Genomic DNA, 24,345 nt, shown 5'->3' with positions numbered 1-24,345 from the left:
ATGCCTGCTGCCAAATTTTCGGAACGATGAAGTGATTGCGACGCAACAGGCGATGCCATATAAAACAAATGCCGGTATTATTATTTTATTGATCTGGCATTGATGCAAGAAAATGGAGAAGCCAATTTATATACTATATAAAAACCGATGATTATTTTTTGCCTGTTAGCAAAAATATAATCCAACCTAAAATAATTAAACTAACGGAGCCGGCTATTACACCAGGCCACAATGCCCATTTCCAAAGCAACAGCCCCATTGCAGAACCAAATGTGGTACCTGCAAAACTAAGACTCATGAAAATAGTATTTAATCTATTTCGGGCTTCGGGCATCAATGCATAAACCCTTGTTTGGTTGGTAACGTGAACGGATTGCTGTGCAATATCAATCAAAATGGTGCCAATAATCATCAGTATAACACTGCTTCGGCCAAAATATAAAACCGATAAACTTATGAGAAACAGCAATAACCCTACTTTTAAAGTGTTACGTGGTGTGCCCTTATCGCTTAATTTACCAACAAAAGGTGCGGTTATGGCACCGGCCGCACCGGCAATGCCAAACAAACCAATTTGATGGGTAGCAAAATGAAAGGGAGCTTTGGAAAGCAGTAAAACCATGGTTGTCCAAAAACTGCCAAACACGGCAAAACAACACATATTAATGGCAGTAGCTTCTCTTAAAATAGGTTGCTCTTTAATCAGATGAATTAAAGATTGCATCAGGTGGCCATAGTGGCCTTCAAAAACAATCTGATTTTGAGGAAATCTTTTTTGCATGAAAAAGGCTAAAAAAATGCACAGTATGGCTGCTATCCAAAACATACTTCGCCAACCCAGCCATTCTGCAACAGCTCCACTTAATGTTCGGGAAAGTAAAATGCCCACCAAAAGCCCACTCATAACGGTTCCCACTACTTTACCTCTTTGAGTGGGATCGGAGAGGGTGGCCGCCAATGGCAGAATGAGTTGTGGTACAATAGAGCCTGCGCCAACAAAAAAACAGCAAATCTGCAAGGTTAAAAAATTGGGCGATATGGCTACACCAATCAAAGCAACTATTGCCAATACTGTGGTGGCAATAATTTGTTTACGACGCTCCATCATATCACCTAAGGGTACCAAAATCAGGAGCCTTGTTGCGTAGCCGGCCTGTGTTAAATAGGTTGTGCTTCCGGCTATATTTTCCGGCACATGAAAACTTTGTGCAATTAAAACAATCAGGGGTTGTATGTAATAAATATTGGCAACAATTAATCCGGTGCAAATGGCCATTAAAACCACATCTTTCTTTTGTAAATGCATGGCGCAAAATTGGGGATATTGTATGTAGTCTGCAAATTCTGTTTTGAATACATTTTTACAATGTTTTTTAGCTGCCAGTGATCGTAAATATGGATGATATTTTATATGAATTGCTAAATTATTTAATTATGATAAAAATATTTAAAAACGGTTTTAAATTCAATAATAATAAGCTATTTTTAAGATTCAAATTTTTCACCAAAACTACACTTATGCAAAACAAATCAAGTATGTTGCTATTGTGTTGGCTATTGTTGCTTTTGCCCGCAATAGCATTTGCACAACAAAAAAACATTAGCGGAAAAATTACAGACCAAAACGGAAGTCCTGTAGCAGGCGCCAACATTGCAGTAAAAGGCAGTACAGGTGGTACTATGAGTGACGCGCAGGGTAATTTTTCATTGAAAGTATCTGTTGGTGCAACCATTGAAATTAGTTTTACTGGTTTTAGAACACAAACTTTAAAAATTACGAATGAAACCAATTCCTTTAATATTGCTTTAAAGGAAGACTATGCTCGTTTAGATGAAGTAGTGGTTACGGGTTTGGCAACTACAGTTAAAAGAAGCAATGCTGCCAATGCAGTTGCTGTAATTGGTGCCCGTGAGTTAGCTGGTACGGCACCGGCTCAAACTTTTGATGCTGCATTGAACGGTAAAGTAGTGGGGGCAAATATTATTGCCAATTCGGGTGCACCTGGTGGAGGTACATCCATTAAATTACGTGGTGTTACTACTATTTTTGGAAATTCGCAGCCCTTGTTCGTGGTAGATGGAGTAATTGTGAACAATTCAGCCACTTCTGCCGGTTTGAATGCAGTAACTGCTGCTGCTGCTGCCGGGAATTCATCCAATCAGGATAATGCATCGAATCGAATTGCTGATTTAAATCCTGAAGACATACAAACTGTGGAGGTATTAAAAGGTGCTTCTGCTGCCAGTATTTATGGTGCACAGGCTGCTGCCGGTGTGGTCATTATCACCACAAAAAGAGGTCGTGCAGGTAAAACGCGTTTTAATCTATCACAGGATGTTGGATTCAACTCAATTATTAAATACTTAGGTCAGCGACCATTAACCGATAAAATAGTGCAGGATCAGGGTTGGGATGTTGCAGCTTATGATGCAGCCAAAGCAGCAGGAAAATTATATGATTATGAAAAAGAAATGTATGGACAAAAAGGCTTTATTCGCGACTCCCGCTTATCTATTAGTGGAGGAAATGATAAAACCACTTTTTATATGGCTGGTGGTTTACGAAATGAAGATGGAATTATTAAAGGTACCGGATATGCTAATAATTCATTGCGGGTAAATATTGATCATCGTATTAGTGATAAAATTAAACTAAGTTATAGTTCAACTTACATCAACTCATCTGCTAACCGTGGGCTAACCAATAATGATAATGCCGGTGTTTCATTTGGAGTGGCATTATCTTCTACCCCTTCTTTTGCGCAATTGTTTCCAGATGCCAATGGTATTTATCCCAATAATCCTTTTGCGGCTTCCAATCCTTTGCAAACAAGAGATTTGATGACGAATAATGAATTAACCAATCGGTATATTGGTGGAGTAAATGTAGAAGCCATTTTGCAGGAGTCAGCAAAAATGACAACAAAGCTCATTGCACGTGGCGGCTTAGATTACTATAATTTAAAAACAACAGCTTTATTTCCCTCTTCATTACAATTTGAGGTGAATACTACAAAGGGACATAGTATTCAGGGAAATACCAATAATGTAAATACCAATTGGGCTGGCTTTTTGGTAAATTCTTATAAGCCTTCAGATAAACTTTCATTTGTAACTACAGCCGGTATTACGCATGAATTTGGCAAGTATGATAATATTCTGAATGTTGCAACGCAATTAATTGGTATACAAACAAATCTTGATCAGGCAGGCGCCATCAATGTATCGCAGTTTAGAATAAAATATAAAAACGATGGCGCATTTGTGCAGGAAGAATTTGCTTTGAATAATTATTTGAACATCACTGCCGGTGTGCGGTTTGACCAGTCAACCAACAATGGGGATTATAAAAAATACTTTACTTATCCCAAAGCCAATGTGGCCTGGAATTTATCTAAAATGAATTTTTGGAAAAGCAATACCATTAATGATTTGAAATTAAGAGTTGCTTATGGTGAGTCAAGTAATTTTCCTGCTTACATCAGCAGATTTACACCACTGAATTCTGCTAATATAGGAGGTTATGCAGGCTCGTTGGTAACTACTGTTTTAGGAGATGGCAACATTGGTTCAGAGCGGCAAACAGAATTAGAGGCTGGTGTGGATGTAAGTGTTTTAGAAGGTAAACTAAGTTTGGAAGCAACTTTCTACAATAAAGTAGTGAAAGACTTACTGTTACAAGGTCAGGTACCTGCATCAACCGGTTTTAGTACCCGTTATTTGAATGCAGGCAGTTTAAGGAACCGAGGTGTTGAACTAAGTATAAAAGCTATACCGGTAGATAATAAAAATTTCAGATGGAGTTCAACTACTAATTTTTGGATGAACCGTTCATTGATTACACAGTTGAATATACCTGCCTTTCCGTTAGGTGCATTTGGAACTACTCTGGGTACCTATTTCATCCAGCAAGGTGCCACTGCTACCCAAATTGTAGGGCTGAATGGAAATGGTGGAGTTGGTAAACTTGGCGATGCCGAGCCCAATTTTCAAATGAATTTCCTGAATGATTTTACCATTCACAAAAACTGGTCATTGCGCTTTTTAATACATTGGAAACAGGGCGGCGATGTGATTAACTTAACACAGTTGTTAACAGATTTAGGTGGTACCAGTCCTGATTTTGATGTGCTGCAAAGCAATGGCAAAACTGCAGGTGAAAACAGGATTGCAGCTTTAGGTGTTTCATCCAGACCATTTGTGCAAAATGCAAGTTTTGTAAAATTTAGAGAAATTGGTTTGTATTATACGCTACCATATAAAATAAAAAATATTGACAGAATTCAGTTAGGTGTATCCGGTAATAATCTTATTGTAATTACGCCATATGTTGGTTACGACCCGGAAGTTTCAAATTTTGGAGTGGGTTTCTCATCCGGAGTTGATGTAACACCATTTCCAACATCTAAACGTGTTCAGTTTCATGTATCCATTGCATTCTAATTTTATAAATAAAAATATTTATATATGAAAAAATATCTTCTAAGAATTGGCATCATTAGTATATTTATTCTAATGAATACTGCCTGTAAAAAAGAACCCATCCCTTATTTGAATGCCCCTACTTCACAACAAATAACCACAGATGCTACGATTAGCGAATTGAATAATCTGGTAACCGGTACTGAATCGTCTTTGCGCAATAATGTTTCTATATATTTGGATGTGGTAAGCATGATTGGACGAGAAGGATATCGTTTTTCCGGTTCTGAACCGCGTTATACATCCGACTTACTGGGCGCAGGGAGTGCAATTTTGGATAACAATACATTTTATTTAACCAATCCCTGGGGTTCTCGTTACAATACCATTCGTAATGCCTATATCTTAATTCAGGCAGCAACGAATTCATCTTATTTAACTGATGCACAAAGAAAGGCTTATACCGGATGGGCCAAAACCATTATTGCGTATCAACTGTTATTGAATTTAAATTTAACCTATGAAAATGGTATCAGAGTTGATGTGGCCGATTATAATAAGATGGGCCCCATTGTTGGTTTAAGTGATGCATTAACGGCTATCTCCAATTTGCTCAGTCAGGGGCGAACAGATTTAACTGGAAGTGATGTTATATTTAATTTGTCATCAGGCTTTAGCGGATTTACAACTGCTGCGGGGTTGGTGCAATTTAACCGCGCTTTAGCTGCCAGAGTAGATGTTTATCAACAAAACTGGACGGCAGCTTTAACCGACCTGAATGCATCATTCTTTAATTTGAATGGAAATTTTAATACAGGTATTTATCATGTTTTTTCTACTGCATCCGGCGATCAGTTAAATCCACTGTACCTGCCTTTAAACAATACTGGTGAAAATCGCTTGGCGCAACCATCCTATGTTACTGATATTGAGCCTGGTGATGACAGAATTAATAAAGTAGCTTTACGATCAGCACCTGCTACACAAAGTGGTTTAACCAGCAATTACGATTTGGCTGTATTCAAAACAAATATAGATCCGGTTTCAATCATCCGTAATGAAGAATTGATATTAATTTATGCTGAAGCAAAAATTCAAAATAATGCTTTGACCGATGCACAAACTGCTATTAATATCATTCGTAACGGACACAACTTGCCGAATTACAGTGGCCCTTTAACACAGACAGCTTTGCTTACAGAAATGTTAAAGCAAAGAAGGTACTCATTGTTTTATGAAGGATACAGATGGATTGATGTGCGCAGGTATAATTTACTGAACACATTACCTTTAGATCGCCCTACCGATCATATCTGGAAAGAGTTTCCTTTGCCTTTCTCAGAAAATTAATTATACTAATATTTTCACAAAACAACCGCAGTTGAATTGCTGCGGTTGTTTTTTATTTGCCAAACTTCTTTTTTAATAATGAAAGTGCATCGGTAACGCTTAAATTACTTAAATCATCAGTTTGCTGATGCTGTTTTTTGTGGATCGGTTTATTTGTTTTTTTATGTTGTTGGGGTGTTTCCTCGGCCTGTTTAATGGATAGGGCAATTCTTTTTCTGGTTGCGTCTACTTCTAATACTTTTACTTTTACCTTATCATTTAGTTTTAATGCTTCTGATGGATCTGAAATATACCGATTGGCAATTTCACTCACATGCACCAAACCATCCTGTTTTACACCAATATCCACAAAAGCACCGAAGCGGGTAATATTGGTAACCATACCGGGTAAAATAGTGCCTGGTTTTACATCATCAATGCTGTAAATACCTGCAAATTCAAATTGCTCTATTTCATTTCTGGGGTCTAAGCCGGGTTTTTTCAGTTCATTTAAAATATCCTGAATGGTTAAAGTACCAATGGTTTCAGAAATGTATTTTGAAGGTTTTATTGATTGCAATAAAGTTTCATTACCAATAATGTGTTGCACATCTGTTTGTAAGTCTTTGGCAATTTGTTCAACAATTGGATAAGCTTCCGGATGCACGGCACTGGCATCTAAAGGATTATCACCCGCTTGTATCCGCAAAAAGCCTGCACATTGTTCAAAAGTTTTTTGACCTAATCGCGGTACATTCAGTAATTGCATTCTATCAGTAAATTTTCCAATGGTGTTTCTGTATTCAATAATTTGTGCCGCTAAAGTTGGCCCAATACCACTTACGTAACTCAGTAAATGTTTGCTCGCAGTATTAATATTTACTCCAACTGCATTTACACAATTTACTACAGTTTGGTCAAGTTTTTCTTTTAACCTGAATTGGTTTACGTCGTGTTGATATTGACCAACTCCAATACTTTTTGGATCAATTTTTACCAACTCTGCCAATGGATCCATTAATCTTCTGCCAATACTCACTGCGCCACGAACGGTAACATCATAATTGCCAAATTCTTCTCTGGCAATTTCTGAAGCAGAGTAAATAGATGCACCATCTTCATTCACCAAAAACACAGGCAAGCCGGTTTGTAATTGTTTAATGAATTGTTCTGTTTCTCTGCCAGCAGTTCCATCGCCAATGGCAAATATCTGCATGTTGTATTGTTGAATCAATTGTAAAATAACGGTGGCGCTTTGCTGTTTTTTGTTGGCTTCATGTATATAAATCAAATCGTGGTGTAATAAAGCTCCGGTTTCATCTAAGCAAACTACTTTACATCCGGTTCTGTAGCCGGGATCAATTGCTAAAATTCTTTTGCTGCCTAATGGTGCACTCAATAATAGTTGTTTTAAATTTTCAGCAAATACCTGAATGGCCTCCTCATCTGCTTTTAGTTTTAAGGCGGTTCTTAATTCCGATTCAAGACTAGGCTGCAAAAGTCTTTTATAGGCATCTTTAATGGCTTTTTTGATTTGTTCAGCCGATGGGTTTCCAAAAGTTGTAACATATTTTTCTTCTATAATAGTAATGGCTTCCTCTTCGTTGGGGGCAATGCTGATTCGTAAAAACCCTTCTAAAAATCCGCGAAGTATTGCCAGAATGCGGTGTGAAGGAATTTTGGAAACAGATTCCTGAAAGTCAAAATAATCTTTAAATTTAATTCCCTCATTTTCTTTATCAGTGAGTACCTTACTTTGAAATATCGCTTTTTGTTCAAACAAATACCTGAGTTTGGCTCTTATTTCAGCATCTTCATTTATCGTTTCCGCAATAATATCTCTGGCGCTCTGCAGTGCTGCATTGGTATCTGTGATGGTTTCATTCAAAAATTGAACAGCAGCCTCTTCGAGGTCAATATTTTTTTGTTCCAGAATTAAGGTGGCTAAAGGTTCTAATCCATTTTCACGGGCCGTTTGAGCTTTGGTTTTTCTTTTGGGTTTAAAAGGAAGATATATATCTTCTAAAGTTGCAACGGTGGTGGCTTTGTTTAATTGTTCCTGTAAAGCCGTTGTCATTTTTCCCTGTTCTGTAATAGTTTTTTCAATACTGGCTTTTAATTGGAAAAATTGTTGTAAGCGTTTATGCTCTTCCTGAACTTTTTCAATTTGCACTTCATCTAAACCACCGGTACGGTCTTTTCTGTATCGGGCAATGAATGGAATGGTGGCACCTTCGGTTAATAACTGAATAACAGTTTCAACCTGCTTCAATGAAATTTGAACGTTAGCAGCAACCAGCGAAATAATGTTTTGTTCAGACATAGTTTTATGCATTATTTATATACAAATCAATTAGGACAGCGAATATATGGGCTGTGCAGTAAAAAAAATTTTTTAAAATAAATGGAGAATGTTTAGTGGGAAGCAATATCAAAATGAATCACATCCTCCGGATGATTGCGGATATATTGCTGAATTAAATGTTTAATAACATCATTTTCCGGATAGGGTGTTAAAGCATTTTTAAGGGTTTCTATTGATAAAGTAGTTTGTTCCGCTTCTATATACCCCATTCCAAAGAAAACACCTTTTTCAATCAGAATATAGTGTGCGCCATCTTTAATTGAACAGATAATGGAATCTGCTTCTAATGATTGTATTGCTGCCTGTACCCGTATATTGTATGATTCAGCATCGGGGATGGGTTGGGTAATTGCTGTTTTATCGATAAAACACAATCCGGGTAATAATTCAAACCGGCGAATCAGATTCCATAAAAGATTGTAAGCTTCCGGCAAATGCCTAAACGATGCCCAAGGATGTAATTGTTTCTTCCATTTATCAATGGCCAGTCTTTCATAGCCCTTGCTGTCAACAAAATGGTATAAGCCATATTTCTGTTCCTTAAATTTTTGGCTTTTATTGTATTTAGGCCACCATTTTTTTATTTCAATACTTTCTAAAATTGATGCAGTAAACTCACTGCTGCAAACGGTAAACTGAATGGCATGTATTTCTCTTAAAAACGCTTGTTTTTGTGCAGTTGTTTTATTGTTGGCAAAATGCTGTGTTACTCTTTTTTTTATGTTTTTTGCTTTGCCTATATATATCACTTTTTTTTCCTGATTATAAAAATAGTAAATGCCGGATTGTTCGGGTAAGGCTTTAAATTGTTCTTCATTGATATGAGGCGGCAAATACGCTGCAGATTGCTTACTCTTCATCATTTTTTGCAGATGTCCGCTGGTATCATTTTGTATCAGTAATTTTAATAGTTCGGTAGTAGCCAATGCATCACCTGCTGCTCTGTGTTGTTGTGTATGTTTAATTTGTAAGGCACTGCAAATACTGCCCAAACCATATTTAGGTAACCCGGGGAAAATTTTTCTGGATAGCCTTATGGTACATAATTTATGGTTGTTTAACTCAAATCCGCAATTTGCCAATTGTTGTTTTACAAATGCATAATCAAAATTTACATTGTGTGCTACAAAAATCCGGTCTTTTAGTAAATGGTAGATATGTGGTGCAATGGCCGGGAATACCGGCGCTTTGGTTACCATTTTTTGGGTAATGCCGGTTAAAGATTGCACATAGGGCTGAATGGGCATTTGCGGATTTACCAATGTTTCATAAATGCCTTCGGTTTTTTTACCGTCAAATAATACCACCGCAATTTCGGTAATACCACTATACTGTGCATGCCCTCCCGTTGTTTCAATATCTACAATTGCAAACATGTTGGTGTGAAATTAATATTTTTTTTCTTTTCTTGGTTAAATTCAGTGCTTTTAAATCTATCATGCCCGAGGCATTTCCTTACATTTGCAGCATTTCAATGTTGTAAATGTATGTTTGAATTAAGTAAAAATTTTATTCCGGGAGCGATAGAAACCAAATGGTATACCCATTGGATGGAGCAAGGTTATTTTAATAGTAAACCCGATGACCGGGAACCATATACTGTAGTGATGCCTCCACCAAATGTTACCGGTGTTTTGCACATGGGGCATTGTTTAAATAATTCCATTCAAGATATATTGGTACGAAGGGCAAGAATGCAGGGTAAAAATGCATGCTGGGTGCCGGGTACTGATCATGCATCAATTGCAACTGAGGCAAAAGTAGTGGCTATGTTGCGGGAAAGGGGTATTGCAAAATCTACCTTATCTCGCGATAAATTTTTAGAATATGCCTGGGAATGGAAGGAAAAATATGGCGGTATTATATTGGAGCAACTTAAAAAATTAGGCTGTAGTGTTGATTGGAACCGAACCACATTTACAATGGATGATGATTATTATAAATCTGTTATCCGCGTATTTATCGATTTATATCAAAAAGGGTTCATCTATCGCGGACAGAGAATGATACACTGGGATGTGAAAGCAAAAACTGCATTAAGTGATGAAGAAGTAATCAGAAAAGAAACCCGTCAAAAATTATATTATATCAGGTATGCACTTGCTAACACTGATGGGCTTACGCAGGAATATATTACCATTGCTACTGTAAGGCCGGAAACCATTATGGGCGATGTGGCCATTTGTGTACATCCCGATGATGAACGTTACAGGTATTATCATGGCAAAAAAGCCATTGTTCCTTTAATACATCGCGAAATTCCAATTATAACAGATGCTTATGTGGCAATGGATTTTGGTACAGGTGCATTAAAAATTACACCGGCGCATGATGCCAACGATTATATGTTGGGACAAAAACATCACTTACCTGTTATTGATATCTTGAATGAAGATGGTACTTTAAACGAAGCTGCGCAAATAGGAGTGGGCTTAGACAGGTTTGAAGCCAGAAAAATGATTGTAGAAAAATTAACTGATGCCGGCCATATTGTTTCAACGGAGGATTATACCAGTGAAGTAGGGTATTCAGAAAGAACAGATGTGGTAGTAGAACCAAGGTTAAGTTTGCAGTGGTGGGTAAAAATGAAAGAGCTGGCCGAACCGGCATTGCAAGCTGTAATGGAAGATGATATTTGTTTTCATCCTGTAAAATTTAAAAATTTATACCATCATTGGATGGCCAATATCAAAGACTGGTGCATCAGTCGGCAGTTGTGGTGGGGGCATCGCATACCGGCCTGGTATGATCAGCAAGGCAATTTTGCAGTTGCAGAAAATGCGCAGGATGCTTTCATACAATTACAACAAAAAAATCCACAACTTACACCGGAAGATGTTGTTCAGGATGAAGACTGTTTAGATACCTGGTTCTCATCTTGGCTATGGCCTTTTGAAGTGTTTAAAGGGCTCAGTAAACCGGGAAATGAAGAGGTTCAATATTATTATCCCACCAACACTTTGGTAACTGCACCTGAAATCATTTTCTTTTGGGTAGCCAGAATGGTAATGGCTGGATTCGAGTTCATGGATAAAAAACCCTTTAACAATGTTTATTTTACCGGCATTGTAAGAGATAAGCTGGGAAGAAAAATGAGTAAGAGTCTTGGTAACTCGCCCGATTTGCTGGGTTTAATTGATATGTATGGTGCCGATGCAGTGCGTTTCGGTATCATGATTGCTTCCCCTGCAGGCAATGATATTTTATTTGATGAAAGCAGCCTGGAACAAGGAAGAAATTTCAATAATAAAATTTGGAATGCTCTCAAATTAATTAAACTATGGGAAAGCAGAATTGCAGATCATACAGACACATCTAACGACAATGCCTTTGCGTTACATTGGTTTGAAAATAGATTGATACAGGCTCAATTGGAAGTAGAACAATTAATGGTTCAATTTAAATTAAGTGAAGCATTGAAAGTGATCTACTCACTCATTTGGGATGATTTTTGCAGTTGGTATCTGGAATGGGTAAAACCAGGTTTTGAAAAGCCGATAGATAGCAAAGTATATCAAAAAACCATTGCATTTTTTGATGAATTATTGCAGTTGCTGCATCCTTTTATGCCCTTTATCACAGAAGAAATTTATCACTTATTGGCAGATCGGACAGATGATTTGTGTGTAAAGCAAATTACACCTGCTAAAAATTATGATGCAATTATTTTACAGGAAGCTGAGTTTTTAAAAAAAGTGATTACAGCCATTCGTGAAACACGGATAAAAAACAATATAAAGCCCAAAGATGCGATTGAAGTTCTTGTACAAACAGATCAGCCCAAAGTTTTTAGAAGTATACAGCAAATTATATGCAGGCAAATCAATGCTTCCTCATTTACAATTGTTGAAAGTGCTGTGCCCAATACCATTGTTGTAGCCATTGAAACAGATAAATTTTATATACTTTCTACAGCCGCATTAGATAATGACACATTAAAAGACACATTATTAAAAGATTTGGCATACCAAAAGAATTTTTTGCAAAGTGTAGAGAAAAAACTCAGCAATGAAAAATTTGTTCAAAATGCGGCCCCGGCTGTTGTTGCTATTGAACAAAAGAAAAAAACAGATGCTTTGGCCAGAATTAAAACCATTGAGGAATCACTTCAGGCATTAAGCTAAACAATTTTTGCCAGGCACTCAATCAAAAAATATGAAAAAGTATTTTCCTTTATCTGTTTTGTTGTTCGGTATATGCCAGGTGAATGCTCAAAATATTGATATCAATATTTTGAAAAACATCAATCCACAACAACCCAATAATATTATTTGGCGGGGTGCAACCAGTTCTGCTTATCCGGTTAGTATTGGTGTGCCTGCCGGTATTTGGCTGGTTGCAACTATCGAGGGTAATTCCTCTTTACAACAAAAAGCTTATGCAGTGGGCAGTGGTGTTATACTTTCTGCCGGTGTTGCAGAACTGATTAAATTATCTGTAAACAGAGCAAGACCCTATACTACCTATCCACAATTAATCCATCCTTTTGATGCTACTGAAGCAGGATATTCACTTCCATCAGGGCATGTATCCTTAGCATTTTCCAATGCAACGGGGTTGGCACTGTCTTTTAAAAAATGGTATATAACGGTACCGGCTTTTGCATGGGCAAGTGCTGTGGGTTATTCTCGTTTATATTTAGGCGAACATTATCCCAGCGATGTATTAATTGGCGCGGTAGTAGGTTCGGGTAGTGCTTTGTTGAGCCATTGGCTCACTGAAAAATATTTTCAAAAACGAAAAACGATTCGTTCAAAACAATAATGCGTTATGAGCACTGTTATTCAAAAAGCGACTATTGCCGATATTCCCGCGATTCAACAAATTGCCTTTACAACCTGGCCCAAAGCTTATGGCACAATTTTAAGTAAAGAGCAAATTACTTATATGCTGCAATTAATGTATAGCCAGGATGAATTAATACAGCAAATGAATAAAGGATATACCTATTTATTGGCCGTAAATGATGCGCAAATCATTGGCTTTGCTGCCTATAATGCTATTACACCAATTCAATACAAACTTCAAAAATTATACATGCTGCCTGCAACACAAGGTACAGGTATTGGCAAACAGCTTTTACAAACAGTCATTCATCAGGTTAAATCAGCAGGTGCTACCAACTTAATTTTAAATGTAAACCGACAAAATAAAGCCATTGGGTTTTATACCAAAATGGGTTTTCAGATTTTGAAAGAAGAAGACAATGATATAGGAAATGGGTATTTTATGAATGATTATGTAATGGCAATTGAGCTCAATTAAATTATTTTATCCTGAAACATTCATTGCATTTCTTTTATCAGTTACGATAATAAAGTATGGGTTTGTTTCACAATACCCATAACAAACACACTTTGTACATGACCTATGTTTTCAGCTTCGCTTAATTGATTTACATGAAAATCATAATATGATTCCATGTCTTTTACTGCCACCTTCAACATAAAATCAAATTCACCTGATATATTATAACATTCTTTCACTTCAGGCATGGTCTGTATGGCTTTTATGAATTTTGATCCTGCACTTTTATTGTGTTGTTTTAATGATACATAACAAATTACCCATAAACCTTTATTGACCTTGGCGGCATTTAATAAAGTAACATATTGCTGAATAATACCGGATTGTTCTAATTTTTTTATTCTGTCATGAACCGGTGATGTACTTAAATGCACTTTGTCGGCTATTTCTTTAATCGTCATTCTTGCATTGGATTCCAACAATTGTAAAATTTGCCAGTCAATTTTGTCTAAACCATCTGGTAAAATGTTCTTTTGTTCTTTTTTCTGTGCTTCCTGCATACTGTTTCAGTTTTTTATACTGTTATAATGATTAAAAGTATAATAATTTCCTGATTTTATAGCAATAACGAAGCTTTTTATTCTTCTCAACTATCTTTGCACGGAAAAAATACGCTAATATGTCAAATACCACTTACGCAATTGATTTTAAATTGCCTTATAAAGTTGCCGATTTAAGTTTGGCCGAATGGGGTCGTAAAGAAATTAAACTGGCTGAAGCCGAAATGCCCGGTTTAATGGCTTTAAGGGCCGAATATGGAGCCTCACAACCATTAAAAGGTGCCAGAATTGCCGGTTGCTTACACATGACTATTCAAACAGCAGTACTCATAGAAACCCTTGTTGCTTTGGGCGCTGAAGTAAAATGGAGTTCCTGCAATATTTTCTCAACACAAGATCATGCTGCTGCTGCCATTGCTGCTGCAGGTATTGGCGTATTTGCCTGGAAAGGACAAACCGTTGAAGAATCTGACTGGTGTATAGAACAAACATTATTCTTTGGTAGTGCAGGCAAACCATTGAACATGATTTTAGACGATGGTGGCGATTTAACCAATATGGTGTTAGATAAATATCCTGAATTGGTTAAAAATATTCGTGGCTTATCTGAAGAAACTACCACAGGTGTACATCGTTTATATGAACGAATGGAAAAAGGTACGTTGCCTATTCCGGCTATTAATGTAAACGACTCTGTTACTAAATCGAAGTTTGATAACAAATATGGTTGTAAAGAAAGTTTGGTAGATGCTATTCGTCGTGCTACTGATGTAATGATGGCCGGTAAAGTAGCCGTTGTAGGTGGTTATGGTGATGTGGGTAAAGGTTCAGCTGCCTCATTAAGAGGTGCCGGGTGCCGCGTAATTGTTACTGAAATTGATCCTATTTGTGCTTTACAAGCTGCAATGGATGGTTACGAAGTAAAACCCATGATTGAAGCAGTAGAAGAAGCTGACATTATTGTAACCGCTTCAGGTTGTCGCGATTTAATTACGGAGGCGCATTTTCGTAAAATGAAAGATAAAGCCATTGTTTGCAATATCGGTCACTTTGATATTGAAATTGATATGGCCTGGTTAAATGCCAATTACGGGCATACCAAAAACACCATTAAACCACAGGTTGATTTATATACCATTGAAAACAAAGACGTAATTGTTTTGGCCGAAGGCCGTTTAGTAAATCTGGGTTGTGCAACAGGGCACCCCTCATTTGTAATGAGTGCCTCATTCACTAACCAAACACTGGCACAAATTGAACTTTGGAACCATGCTGATCAATACGAAAACAAAGTATATGTGTTGCCCAAAGTATTGGATGAAAAAGTGGCACGCTTGCACTTAAGCAAAATTGGTGTTCGTTTAGATACTTTAACCGATACGCAGGCCAGTTATCTGGGTATTCCTAAAAACGGACCATTTAAAACAGAAATGTATCGTTATTAAAATTGCTTTATTGATAAAGAAAAAAGCCTGTGGGATATACCTGCAGGCTTTTTTGTTGCACACTTCAATATTAAATTTTCTTAATTAGCAAATGGAAGTGGTTGCATTTTCGCCGGTTTATCAGAACTTGCAACCTTTAATGATTTTACTATGGCAGGTATTTTAGATTGTATTGGTAATACTCCTTTGGTGGAACTAACATCAATTACCCAAAATAAAAATGTACATATTTTCGGAAAATTAGAAGGTAATAATCCCGGTGGAAGTGTGAAAGACAGGGCTGCCTATGGTATGATAAAAGGTGCAGTTGACAGAGGCGAATTAAAGCCGGGTATAAAATTGATTGAAGCTACAAGTGGCAATACCGGAATTGCATTGGCTATGATTGCACGATTATTTAATGTGGAAATTGAATTAGTGATGCCCGAAGATGCTACACGTGAACGCGTTTTAACTATGCAGGCATATGGCGCTAAAGTTGTTCTTACACCAAAGTCCGGTTCCATGGAAGCAGCAATTGATTATGCCAATGCTCAGGTGGCCAAAGGTGGCTATTTAATGTTGAATCAATTTGCCAATCCGGATAATTATAAAATGCATTACGCTACCACAGGCCCGGAAATATGGCGCGATACAAAAGGAGTAGTTACTCATTTTGTATCATCAATGGGTACTACCGGAACGATTATGGGTGTTTCCCGGTTTTTGAAAGAAAAAAATCCAAGCATACAAATTGTAGGTTGTCAGCCTACTGATGGGTCTAAAATTCCAGGCATTCGTAAATGGCCGGAAGCTTATTTGCCAAAAATATTCGACAAGAGCCGGGTAGATAGAATAATGGATATTGATGAGAAAGATGCCCGTATTATGGCGAAGCGATTGGCAAGAGAGGAAGCAGTTTTTGCCGGTATGAGCAGTGGTGGTGCGGTTCATGCTGCATACCGGCTATCTGCAGAATTAGATAAGGGGGTAATTGTTTGTATTATCTGCGATCGTGGTGATCGTTATCTTTCTTCCGATTTATTCGATTAATTAAAAAATATGTTGTTGGGGTATTTAAAATTGAGTTCAACTTTTAATAACCCCAACCTTTCATGATGGCTAAATTTTCTTTTGCACAGTCTAAAGGTGCTTTACCCTGATAGGCTTCTTGTTCAATAATAAATAAATGGGTACCACCTTTTTCTTTACCATAATCAATGGCTTCTTTTACCGGTACAATGCCCTTATTAAGCAAACTACTTTCATACATTTCTTTGCCATCTGTAGCTTTAATTTCATTTTTTACATGCATGGAAGCAAACCTACCCGGATATTTTTGTAAAACGGACATAACAGTGGCATTGCCATTGTACAGGTTACCCATGTCTAATTGCTGAATTACGAGGTTGGGGTCTGTATTTTGAAGAATTACATCATAGATGGTGGTGCCCGGTGTAATTTCTTTGAATTCAAAATCATGGTTGTGATAGCCAAACTTCAATCCCCATCTGTTGCACAGCATACCGCATTTATTAAAAACATCCATAAAACTTTTTAAGCTATCTATATTGGTACGCATAGAATCATCTAACCAGGGACTGATTACATATTGCTGGCCTGCAATGGCAGCATCTTCAATGGTATGTTTCCATTCTTTGGTAAAATCTTTTTTCCCCCCATCCCAATGTTTGGGCTGTAAAACAGTATGTCCACTGGGCATATTCATTCCCAGATTACTCAATATTTTTTTAAATGCTTTTGGCGAATAGCCATAAAATTTTCTTTCTATATAATTCGCATGCTCCACTTGTGTATAGCCCATTGCAGCCAATTGTTGTAATGTTTGAAGTGGATTTAGTTTCATGTCATCACGAACCGAATAAAGCTGTAGTCCGGTAATAAATGGATTTCCTGTCAATAATCCGGTTACGTATTTGGGTAATACAGCTGCGCTAATGGCCGCCATTGAACTGGTATATAAAAACTTTCTTCTTGAGGTTGGCATAAGCAATTTTTTAGAATGATTTGTAATGTTCTAAAATTATGGATTTTTTTTTAACTATCCACATGCTATCTTTAACAGGTATAAATATTTTGAATTGAATATTTTTACACAATCATTTTCATTATACAATTTCACTTCATTACTCAAATCTTTTTATGGTGTCAGGAAAATTTTTATTTAGTATCACTCTATGCCTGGGCAGCCTGTTCCTATTTTCATGTAATAACGGTTCTCAGCAATCCAAATCTGCCGATTCAACACAAAAAAAAGCGGTAGTTAATACCATGGTGCCGGGAACACCTATTCATTACGACAGTTCCAAGCGATACATTTTTTTAACCTGGGACGATTCCCCACAACCACCCGGCACACAAAACTGTGCCCGTACATTTAGAGAACAGGGTGTAAAAGCAACTTTTTTTTCTGTTGCCGCACATTATAATATTGACCCATTGCGTAAAAGGATTTTAGACAGTTTGAAAAAAGCCTATCCTGAATTTTTAGTTGCCAACCATAGTTATACCCATGCATTCAGAGATAATTATAATTTTTATTATACGCATATTGATAGTGCCGTGAACGATATTTTAAAAGCACAGCAGGATATGCAAATTCCTTTAAAAATTGTTAGACTTCCGGGTAGAAATACCTGGGCAGGTAATGGCGAATTTAGAGGGCCTAAAACCAGTGAAAAAGTGGCAGGTAGATTAGATTCATTGGGCTACAAAATTATTGGTTGGGATATAGAATGGCAATTCATTAAAGGCAATATTCCTAAACAAAGTGCAACTGCTTTGGCCAAAGATGTTAATGATAAATTTGATATTGGTTACACCAATCAGCCCAATACCATGGTGATATTGGCACATGACAGAATGTTTGCCAAACAACAATACGTTGATTCTTTGAAAACATTTATTCAACTACTTAAGCTAGATCCACGCAACGTTTTTGAAACCATTGATCATTATCCAATTGTTCAACAAAAATAACATATATTAAAAAATTAATTTTATTTTCGACACTATTCAGCACTGTTTTTATTAGTTTACAAGCATGTGCTCAGGATAAAAGCAAGCGACCAAGTCCGCCTGCTACCGTTACTACTACAACCAATTCTGGAGTAACCATTCAAATTGATTATAGCCAACCCGCAATAAAAGGAAGAACCATTGGCATAGATATTGCACCTTTTGGTGCAATATGGCGCACCGGCGCAAACGAAGCCACTGTATTTCAGGTAAATAAAGATGTTATGATTGATGGTAAAGCACTGAAAGCAGGAAAATATAGTTTATATAGTATTCCAGGAGCAAATGGATGGACTATTATATTGAATAAATCTTGGAATCAGTGGGGAACCATTTATAATCAAAAGGATGATGTAATGCGCATTCAGGTAAAGCCAATGCAGCATGCATTGACAGAAAGAATGACTTTTACAATCAATAAGTCAGGTGAAGTTGCTTTGTTATGGGGTAATATTCAGGTCGGATTTATGGTTAAATAATTGTGATATCCATATTTTTAAAACTCCGGTGATTAATCCGGAGTTTTTTTTATAAGCTGTTGTAGGCAACGCCATCCTATAATTTTGATGAACTTTATTATTTATCTTAACTTTCTAATGGTTATATTGCCCGGCTATAAACAAATCACCAACCCAGCAAATGCGGCTTAACAAGCATCATATAAGTCCCTATATTCTATGTATATGTATGCTGCTTTGCATAGGTACAGCATCTTCTGCGCAGGAAAAAAAATCGGTTGAGGATACTACTTTGCAGTTTTTAACACCCAAAAAAGGGTTGTTTGAAAAATTGGTGAAAAGCATTACCAACAATAATCCTGTTTCGGAAGATACTGCAATTGTTACCATCAATAACATTACACCATTTGCTTTGTACCGGGGTGCTATCATTCGTAGTGTTAATATTGTAAATGTGCGTTTTGGCGAATCGGTGAATGATACTGCCATTAAAAAAAAGAATTTGTTTGATGAAATTGGAAATTCCATTCACCGTAAAACAAGAAAAACTTTTATCAACAATAATTTATTCTTTAAGGCGGGAGAGGAGCTTTCTCCTTATCTGGTTGCTGATAATGAACGTTTTTTGCGCGACCAGCCTTATTTGCAGGATGCCAGAATTCAGATTACCGGAATTTCTCCCAACGATGATTCAGTAGATCTTACCGTATTTTATAAAGATGTATTCTCTATTAGTGGCTCCGGTGATGCGGGCAGTGGCAACAGTGTTTATGCAGAAGTACAGGATGAAAATTTTCTGGGTGATGGGCAACGAGTGAAAATAGAAAACCTGTACGATTTAAACAGGCGCAACAGATACGCATTTGGTATGGAATACGTGCGCAGAAATATTGCGCATACATTTGCTAATATTACAATGGGCTATCAGGGCAATGCACCTGCCTTTAACAGTGGTAGAAGAGAAGAAACTACTGTTTATTCGTCACTGGATTTGCCATTGGTGAGTCCGTACGCTTTATGGACGGGTTCATTTAACGCAGCATTGCATTATACCACCAATCAATACATCAACGATTCATTGTATAATGCAAACTTTAAGTATCGTTATGCCTCATACGATTTATGGGCCGGCTATAATATTTCTGCAAGAAGATTATTGCATGAAACTACTTCCAGAAAAACCAAAGATTTTGTAGCACTTCGGTTGGTGAAAAATGATTTTTTAGAAATACCCAATATTTATGAAACCCAATACAATTTTCAATATGCCAATTTGGTAAGTGTGTTGGGGGCATTTACCCGGTTTAAACAAGATTATTACAGAACTAACTTTATTTATGGCTTTGGCCGAAATGAAGATATTCCATCCGGATATAATGTATCAGCATTGGCCGGATGGACTAATAAACAAGGTTACACCCGTCCTTATGCCGGCTTCGATTTGCAGAAATATGTGGTTACACCCAAACAGGCCTTTTTCAATTATGAACTAAAATTTGGTGGTTATTTTAATGATGGAAATTTTCAGGACATTAGTTTTTTAGCGAGTTTAGAATCGTTTTCAAGGTTACGAAGGTTGGGTAATAGCAGATGGTTAGTGCGGCATTTTATTAATGGTAGTTTTACACAACAAATTAATACTTTTTTAAATGAATCATTACGGGTAAACAGTGCTTTTGGTATCCCTTCTTTTAATAATATTATTGGTTACAATGGTTCAAGTCGTGCAACCGGCAGTTGCGAATCTGTTTTTTACAATACCTGGAAATTTTTTGGATTTAGTTTTGCACCCTTTGCATTTGGAAATGTTTCTTATTTAAAACCAATAGGGCAGGGGTTTAGTTATGGTGATGTATATACCGCCTGGGGTGGAGGTGTACGAACCAGAAATGAAAACTTAGTTTTTGGTACCATTGAATTGCGTATTCAGTATTTTCCCAGAACTACAGTCGGCATGTCGCCTTGGAATATTGGCATTCAATCTAATTTACAATTCAAATATAACAGTCAGTATATTAAAAAACCCGATTTTGTAACCGTAAATTAATGTGGATGATTATTGATTATTTAAACAATATACCTAATTATAATTTTCAACAGCATTTATTAGATGCTATTGCATTTTTAAAACAACCCGCATTTAGAAAATATACCCAATGGGAAATATGAAATTAGTGGCAATACTATTTTTGCACTGGTCAACTCGTATGAAACAGTGTTGCCAGAAAAGGAGTGTTTGGAATCGCATCTTGTTTATACCGATATACATTATATTATTAGTGGGAAAGAGCAGATTGGGTATTGTTTTTTAAACCAACAGCCCGAGCAGCAATTATTGGATGTTGCCAATGATTGTATAACCTATCAAACACCTCCTTCTTTTTATTCTATATTAGAGCAGGGTATGTTTGCTATTTTTTTCCTGCTGATATACATATGCCGGGCATTTACTTACATGAAAAATCTTTTATAAAAAAAATTGTTATCAAAGTGAAATTATAATTCGCAACAAATTGGAGTTGCAATTGTAATCATTACAATTTAAAAATGAATAGCGTAAGCAATGGTACAAGCGTATAATTTTTTAGCCGGTTGGCAATTATTTCCTGAAAAATGTGTGTACGAATTCGGAATTGTACCCAAAAGCGGCAATTACAAAATAGAATCTATTTTAAATGGAAAATCGCTTCAAATTAGTATGAACTGGATTACAGTTGAAAATGAAGCCTATTATGTACAGTTTTCGGTAGTTCCTGATGGTAGCCTGCAACCCTGTGAATACCAGGAATTAGCAGATACCGTAACAGCAGTTATACCCGATACCTCCACGCTAATTCATACCTTTTATAAAAATGAAGCTCAGGTGTTATCTGTGCTACATCGCATTTTATCAAATGGGTTTCTTGAATTGGTTTATGAGGGCATTACTACTAACGGCGCTGCATTTGTGAATAAAGAGGTATATCACAAACAAATGAGTGTATTGCCTTATGCTTCATCAGTGGGCAGTGTAGCCATTCAACCAACCAAACAAGGAATGATTAAACATAAAGCATTAACTGCAATGGAAGAACAAACCAATATGCAGTTAGAGCAAATTAAACAACAAATTGAATTACTTGCCAGACAGGCTCAGGAAATCAGAAAACGCAGGGAATTAAGTTTAATGATTTATGATGCCCAAATCAACTTCAAACCACAAATTGGACAGGTGTATCATTTATATGAGAAAAAAGATGGTAATTATTTATTGTCATTGGTTGCACCCAGGGAGTGGGCGGGCAGTGGGCCCTTTAAACAATTTGTGGCATCTGTGCAGTTATTAGCCGATCATACCTGGGTCGAAGTAGCCTGAAACCTAAATAATTGATACAAAAAAAGAGGATGTATCAAAAGTAAAATGAAGGGGCTGAGATTTGCATAAACGAAAATTTTCTCCAATCCCCTCTTACCGAGTAAAAAGAGGCTGCATAGCACTTTTGATACAGCCTCTTTAAATTTTTGGTGACCCCGTCAGGATTCAAACCTGAAACCTTTTGATCCGTAGTTGGAAAATATTCTTTTCTTCATTTAATCTGCTTTAACCGGTTTTATTCTAAATCATTTGATTTCAGTTTATTGCATGAGATTTGCTTTTCTGTTTTAACAACAGCAAATGCTGTTTTAATACCTGTTTGTTTGCAAATTGTTTGCAAATCCATTCGTGATTTATGATGTGAGAATGAATGGTGATAATGTAAAATCATAAATTATGTCAACTACAATTTCTATCATCCTTGATACACGGAGGATGAAAAAAACTGATAAGTACCCTGTAAAATTAAGGGTAACTTTTCAACGTGTAACCGAATATTATCAAACAATATTTGACCTGGCAAAAGAAGAATGGGAAAAACTACCTGCTTCAAGAATCAGTAACGAATTACAGCCCATAAGGGATAAGTTAAAAGACATCGAAAGAAAGACTGAGAATGCCGTAAAAGAATTAACGCCCTTTAATTTTGCAGAGTTTGAAAAGGATTTTATAAGGGGCAATACAAATTTTCGCCAAAGAAATTTCAAAACAGAAGTAATTACTCCAAATGGTGATGAATTTGATTACTCCCCCTTTTACAAAAAAATTCCGCTATTTATTGAGACGGCTGGTAAGCCTGGGCTAATTTCTTATTCCTATCTAAAATACATTAAGCAATTAATTCGTGAAGGCAGAATAAGCAGCGCTATTAATTATCACTGTAGTTATGTTTCATTAAGGAAATTCAGGGGAGATGTGCCGTTTTTTGTTATTACAACTACATACCTCAAAGAGTATGAGAACTGGTTGAAAAACCAAGATATATCGAAAACTACTATCGGGATATATCTACGACCACTCAGGGCCCTCTTTAATGAGGCAATAGAAGACGGTATCATTAAAAGAGAAAAATGTTATCCATTTGGCAAACGTAAATATAGAATCCCAACATCAAAAAATGTAAAGAAAGCACTTGAACTGTCAGAAGTTGAAAAAATATATTTCTATGAATGCAACCCTGAATTAATGGGTGAGCAACAGGCAAAGGACTATTGGCTATTCAGTTATTTCGGTAATGGCATGAATCCAAAAGATATTGCCAGCCTGAAGCATAAAAATATTGATGGGGACTACCTCACTTTTGAACGTTCAAAAACGGAACGGTCATTACGAAGCGACCCCAAGCCTATTACTATTTTTCTCACCGATGACATGAAAAAAATAATTGAACGAAGGGGCAATAAAAATAAAGCCCCCAATAATTATCTGTTTCCGATACTGGAACATGGATTATCTCCACTCCGGCAGTATGAACTAGTACAAAACTTTGTTGGCTTTATCAACGATTGGATGAAACGTATTTTCAAAAATTTAGGTATTGATAAAAAATGGACAACTTATGTAGCAAGGCATACTTTCTCCACAGTTATGAAACGTTCTGGTGCCAGTACTGAATTTATACAGGAAGCACTTGGGCATTCTGATTTGAAAACGACTGAAAACTACCTTGACAGTTTTGATAAAGATGTGAAGAAAGAGTTTGCACAACGGCTTACTTCCTTTAAAAAAGAACGATTGCTGCAAGCAGATTTGATGGAATAATTATTAATCTTAAAATGACGGTTATGAAAATTGATAAAAATTATGTAGAGTTTATTCACTCTCTAAAAAAACAAATTGTGCAAAGCCGGTATGTGGCAGCCAGGCTGGCCAACCAGGAGCAACTGATGCTATATTTTAAAACTGGTTTGATGATTTCAGAGAAGATAAAGGCCCAAAAATGGGGTGCCAAAGTGCTTGACCAAATTTCGGCTGACCTGCAAAAAGAGCTACCCGGATTAAAGGGATTTTCGCCGGGAAACCTCAAAAAGATAAGGCTGTTTGCAGAGGCTTATGCACCCCATTTGGTAATTGGTTCGACGGCGTCGAACCAAATTGGGCTGGCAAGCTCCGGAGAGGGTTTTTCAATTAGTTCGGCACTGGCGAC

General features: G+C 36.8%; 19 protein-coding genes and 1 pseudogene. 15 read left to right on the top strand and 5 right to left on the bottom strand.

Annotated elements, in window-relative coordinates:
* Window positions 1-151: 151 nt before the first annotated feature.
* Window positions 152-1,306, bottom strand: a complete 1,155-nt coding sequence (locus A0F92_RS03635; RefSeq protein ID WP_068241804.1) for an MFS transporter — start codon at window positions 1,304-1,306, stop codon at window positions 152-154.
* A 212-nt stretch (window positions 1,307-1,518) separates the two neighbouring features.
* On the opposite strand from A0F92_RS03635, the gene A0F92_RS03630 reads away from it, so the two are divergent.
* Window positions 1,519-4,443, top strand: a complete 2,925-nt coding sequence (locus A0F92_RS03630; protein ID WP_068241977.1) for a SusC/RagA family TonB-linked outer membrane protein — start codon at window positions 1,519-1,521, stop codon at window positions 4,441-4,443.
* Window positions 4,444-4,467: 24 nt separating this feature from the next.
* On the top strand, window positions 4,468-5,772 hold the full coding sequence (locus A0F92_RS03625; RefSeq protein WP_068241803.1) for a RagB/SusD family nutrient uptake outer membrane protein: 1,305 nt from the start codon (window positions 4,468-4,470) through the stop codon (window positions 5,770-5,772).
* A 52-nt stretch (window positions 5,773-5,824) separates the two neighbouring features.
* Here the strand turns inward: A0F92_RS03625 and A0F92_RS03620 are convergent, their stop codons facing one another.
* Entirely contained in the window at window positions 5,825-8,074 is a 2,250-nt protein-coding gene (locus tag A0F92_RS03620; protein WP_068241800.1) for a Tex family protein, read from the bottom strand.
* Between the two features lie 92 nt (window positions 8,075-8,166).
* Window positions 8,167-9,492 carry an exonuclease domain-containing protein gene (locus A0F92_RS03615; RefSeq protein WP_068241798.1) on the bottom strand — a complete coding sequence of 442 codons (1,326 nt, stop codon included), beginning with the start codon at window positions 9,490-9,492 and terminating at the stop codon, window positions 8,167-8,169.
* 111 nt (window positions 9,493-9,603) lie between these two features.
* On the opposite strand from A0F92_RS03615, the gene A0F92_RS03610 reads away from it, so the two are divergent.
* From A0F92_RS03610 to A0F92_RS03600, 3 genes are read left to right on the top strand one after another with little or no spacing between them, the layout of a single operon-like run.
* On the top strand, window positions 9,604-12,240 hold the full coding sequence (locus tag A0F92_RS03610) for a valine--tRNA ligase (RefSeq protein ID WP_068241796.1): 2,637 nt from the start codon (window positions 9,604-9,606) through the stop codon (window positions 12,238-12,240).
* A gap of 31 nt (window positions 12,241-12,271) precedes the next feature.
* Entirely contained in the window at window positions 12,272-12,880 is a 609-nt protein-coding gene (locus tag A0F92_RS03605) for a phosphatase PAP2 family protein (RefSeq protein WP_068241793.1), read from the top strand.
* A gap of 6 nt (window positions 12,881-12,886) precedes the next feature.
* Entirely contained in the window at window positions 12,887-13,381 is a 495-nt protein-coding gene (locus tag A0F92_RS03600) for a GNAT family N-acetyltransferase (RefSeq protein ID WP_068241791.1), read from the top strand.
* Between the two features lie 41 nt (window positions 13,382-13,422).
* On the opposite strand, the gene A0F92_RS03595 is transcribed toward A0F92_RS03600, so the two are convergent.
* Complete coding sequence (locus A0F92_RS03595) at window positions 13,423-13,923, bottom strand: Lrp/AsnC family transcriptional regulator (RefSeq protein WP_068241788.1); 501 nt, start codon at window positions 13,921-13,923, stop codon at window positions 13,423-13,425.
* A 119-nt stretch (window positions 13,924-14,042) separates the two neighbouring features.
* Between A0F92_RS03595 and ahcY the strand changes: the two genes are divergently transcribed.
* Entirely contained in the window at window positions 14,043-15,368 is a 1,326-nt protein-coding gene (gene ahcY, locus A0F92_RS03590; RefSeq protein WP_068241786.1) for an adenosylhomocysteinase, read from the top strand.
* A gap of 150 nt (window positions 15,369-15,518) precedes the next feature.
* The gene (cysM, locus tag A0F92_RS03585; RefSeq protein ID WP_068241784.1) at window positions 15,519-16,400 is read left to right on the top strand and encodes a cysteine synthase CysM; all 882 of its coding nucleotides are present in this window, start codon (window positions 15,519-15,521) and stop codon (window positions 16,398-16,400) included.
* Window positions 16,401-16,443: 43 nt separating this feature from the next.
* Here the strand turns inward: cysM and A0F92_RS03580 are convergent, their stop codons facing one another.
* Window positions 16,444-17,355 carry a sugar phosphate isomerase/epimerase family protein gene (locus tag A0F92_RS03580; protein WP_068241776.1) on the bottom strand — a complete coding sequence of 304 codons (912 nt, stop codon included), beginning with the start codon at window positions 17,353-17,355 and terminating at the stop codon, window positions 16,444-16,446.
* A 155-nt stretch (window positions 17,356-17,510) separates the two neighbouring features.
* Here A0F92_RS03580 and A0F92_RS03575 point away from each other — a divergent pair, with 155 nt between their 5' ends.
* The 8 genes and pseudogenes from A0F92_RS03575 to A0F92_RS03545 all read left to right on the top strand — a co-directional run.
* A complete protein-coding gene (locus tag A0F92_RS03575; RefSeq protein WP_068241774.1) occupies window positions 17,511-18,347 on the top strand; it encodes a polysaccharide deacetylase family protein in 837 nt (278 codons plus the stop codon).
* Entirely contained in the window at window positions 18,344-18,865 is a 522-nt protein-coding gene (locus tag A0F92_RS03570) for a DUF2911 domain-containing protein (RefSeq protein ID WP_317038886.1), read from the top strand. The genes A0F92_RS03575 and A0F92_RS03570 overlap by 4 nt, the downstream gene beginning before the upstream one ends.
* A 208-nt stretch (window positions 18,866-19,073) precedes the next feature.
* Window positions 19,074-20,891 carry a BamA/TamA family outer membrane protein gene (locus tag A0F92_RS03565; protein ID WP_068241770.1) on the top strand — a complete coding sequence of 606 codons (1,818 nt, stop codon included), beginning with the start codon at window positions 19,074-19,076 and terminating at the stop codon, window positions 20,889-20,891.
* Window positions 20,891-21,013 carry a hypothetical protein gene (locus A0F92_RS15920; protein ID WP_262490027.1) on the top strand — a complete coding sequence of 41 codons (123 nt, stop codon included), beginning with the start codon at window positions 20,891-20,893 and terminating at the stop codon, window positions 21,011-21,013. Before A0F92_RS03565 ends, A0F92_RS15920 begins: the two co-directional genes overlap by 1 nt.
* Window positions 20,994-21,346, top strand: a pseudogene (locus tag A0F92_RS03560) (YhcH/YjgK/YiaL family protein). The gene A0F92_RS15920 and the pseudogene A0F92_RS03560 overlap by 20 nt, the downstream one beginning before the upstream one ends.
* A 61-nt stretch (window positions 21,347-21,407) precedes the next feature.
* Window positions 21,408-22,199 (top strand): DUF2452 domain-containing protein, encoded by a 792-nt coding sequence (locus A0F92_RS15765; RefSeq protein ID WP_253810116.1) that lies wholly within the window; start codon window positions 21,408-21,410, stop codon window positions 22,197-22,199.
* 396 nt (window positions 22,200-22,595) lie between these two features.
* On the top strand, window positions 22,596-23,960 hold the full coding sequence (locus tag A0F92_RS03550) for a tyrosine-type recombinase/integrase (protein WP_068241766.1): 1,365 nt from the start codon (window positions 22,596-22,598) through the stop codon (window positions 23,958-23,960).
* A 23-nt stretch (window positions 23,961-23,983) separates the two neighbouring features.
* Window positions 23,984-24,345: DUF1016 N-terminal domain-containing protein (locus A0F92_RS03545; protein WP_253810114.1), on the top strand; the 362-nt coding region annotated here is incomplete at its 3' end.

Source organism: Hydrotalea flava (assembly GCF_001623405.1).
Classification (GTDB): domain Bacteria; phylum Bacteroidota; class Bacteroidia; order Chitinophagales; family Chitinophagaceae; genus Hydrotalea; species Hydrotalea flava.
The sequence above is the reverse complement of the archived record's forward strand: the minus strand, read 5'-3'. Positions and strand labels throughout refer to the sequence as shown.

What these genes read in the sequence shown, in the direction of transcription:
- A0F92_RS03630 (WP_068241977.1), top strand. Translation starts at nt 1,519, where the DNA reads ATGCAAAACAAATCAAGTATGTTGCTATTGTGTTGGCTATTGTTGCTT.
- A0F92_RS03610 (WP_068241796.1), top strand. Translation starts at nt 9,604, where the DNA reads ATGTTTGAATTAAGTAAAAATTTTATTCCGGGAGCGATAGAAACCAAA.
- A0F92_RS03615 (WP_068241798.1), bottom strand. Translation starts at nt 9,492, where the DNA reads ATGTTTGCAATTGTAGATATTGAAACAACGGGAGGGCATGCACAGTAT.
- A0F92_RS03550 (WP_068241766.1), top strand. Translation starts at nt 22,596, where the DNA reads ATGTCAACTACAATTTCTATCATCCTTGATACACGGAGGATGAAAAAA.
- A0F92_RS03600 (WP_068241791.1), top strand. Translation starts at nt 12,887, where the DNA reads ATGAGCACTGTTATTCAAAAAGCGACTATTGCCGATATTCCCGCGATT.
- A0F92_RS03565 (WP_068241770.1), top strand. Translation starts at nt 19,074, where the DNA reads ATGCTGCTTTGCATAGGTACAGCATCTTCTGCGCAGGAAAAAAAATCG.
- A0F92_RS03595 (WP_068241788.1), bottom strand. Translation starts at nt 13,923, where the DNA reads ATGCAGGAAGCACAGAAAAAAGAACAAAAGAACATTTTACCAGATGGT.
- ahcY (WP_068241786.1), top strand. Translation starts at nt 14,043, where the DNA reads ATGTCAAATACCACTTACGCAATTGATTTTAAATTGCCTTATAAAGTT.
- A0F92_RS03605 (WP_068241793.1), top strand. Translation starts at nt 12,272, where the DNA reads ATGAAAAAGTATTTTCCTTTATCTGTTTTGTTGTTCGGTATATGCCAG.
- A0F92_RS03580 (WP_068241776.1), bottom strand. Translation starts at nt 17,355, where the DNA reads ATGCCAACCTCAAGAAGAAAGTTTTTATATACCAGTTCAATGGCGGCC.
- cysM (WP_068241784.1), top strand. Translation starts at nt 15,519, where the DNA reads ATGGCAGGTATTTTAGATTGTATTGGTAATACTCCTTTGGTGGAACTA.
- A0F92_RS03625 (WP_068241803.1), top strand. Translation starts at nt 4,468, where the DNA reads ATGAAAAAATATCTTCTAAGAATTGGCATCATTAGTATATTTATTCTA.
- A0F92_RS15765 (WP_253810116.1), top strand. Translation starts at nt 21,408, where the DNA reads ATGGTACAAGCGTATAATTTTTTAGCCGGTTGGCAATTATTTCCTGAA.
- A0F92_RS03620 (WP_068241800.1), bottom strand. Translation starts at nt 8,074, where the DNA reads ATGTCTGAACAAAACATTATTTCGCTGGTTGCTGCTAACGTTCAAATT.
- A0F92_RS15920 (WP_262490027.1), top strand. Translation starts at nt 20,891, where the DNA reads ATGTGGATGATTATTGATTATTTAAACAATATACCTAATTATAATTTT.
- A0F92_RS03575 (WP_068241774.1), top strand. Translation starts at nt 17,511, where the DNA reads ATGGTGTCAGGAAAATTTTTATTTAGTATCACTCTATGCCTGGGCAGC.
- A0F92_RS03635 (WP_068241804.1), bottom strand. Translation starts at nt 1,306, where the DNA reads ATGCATTTACAAAAGAAAGATGTGGTTTTAATGGCCATTTGCACCGGA.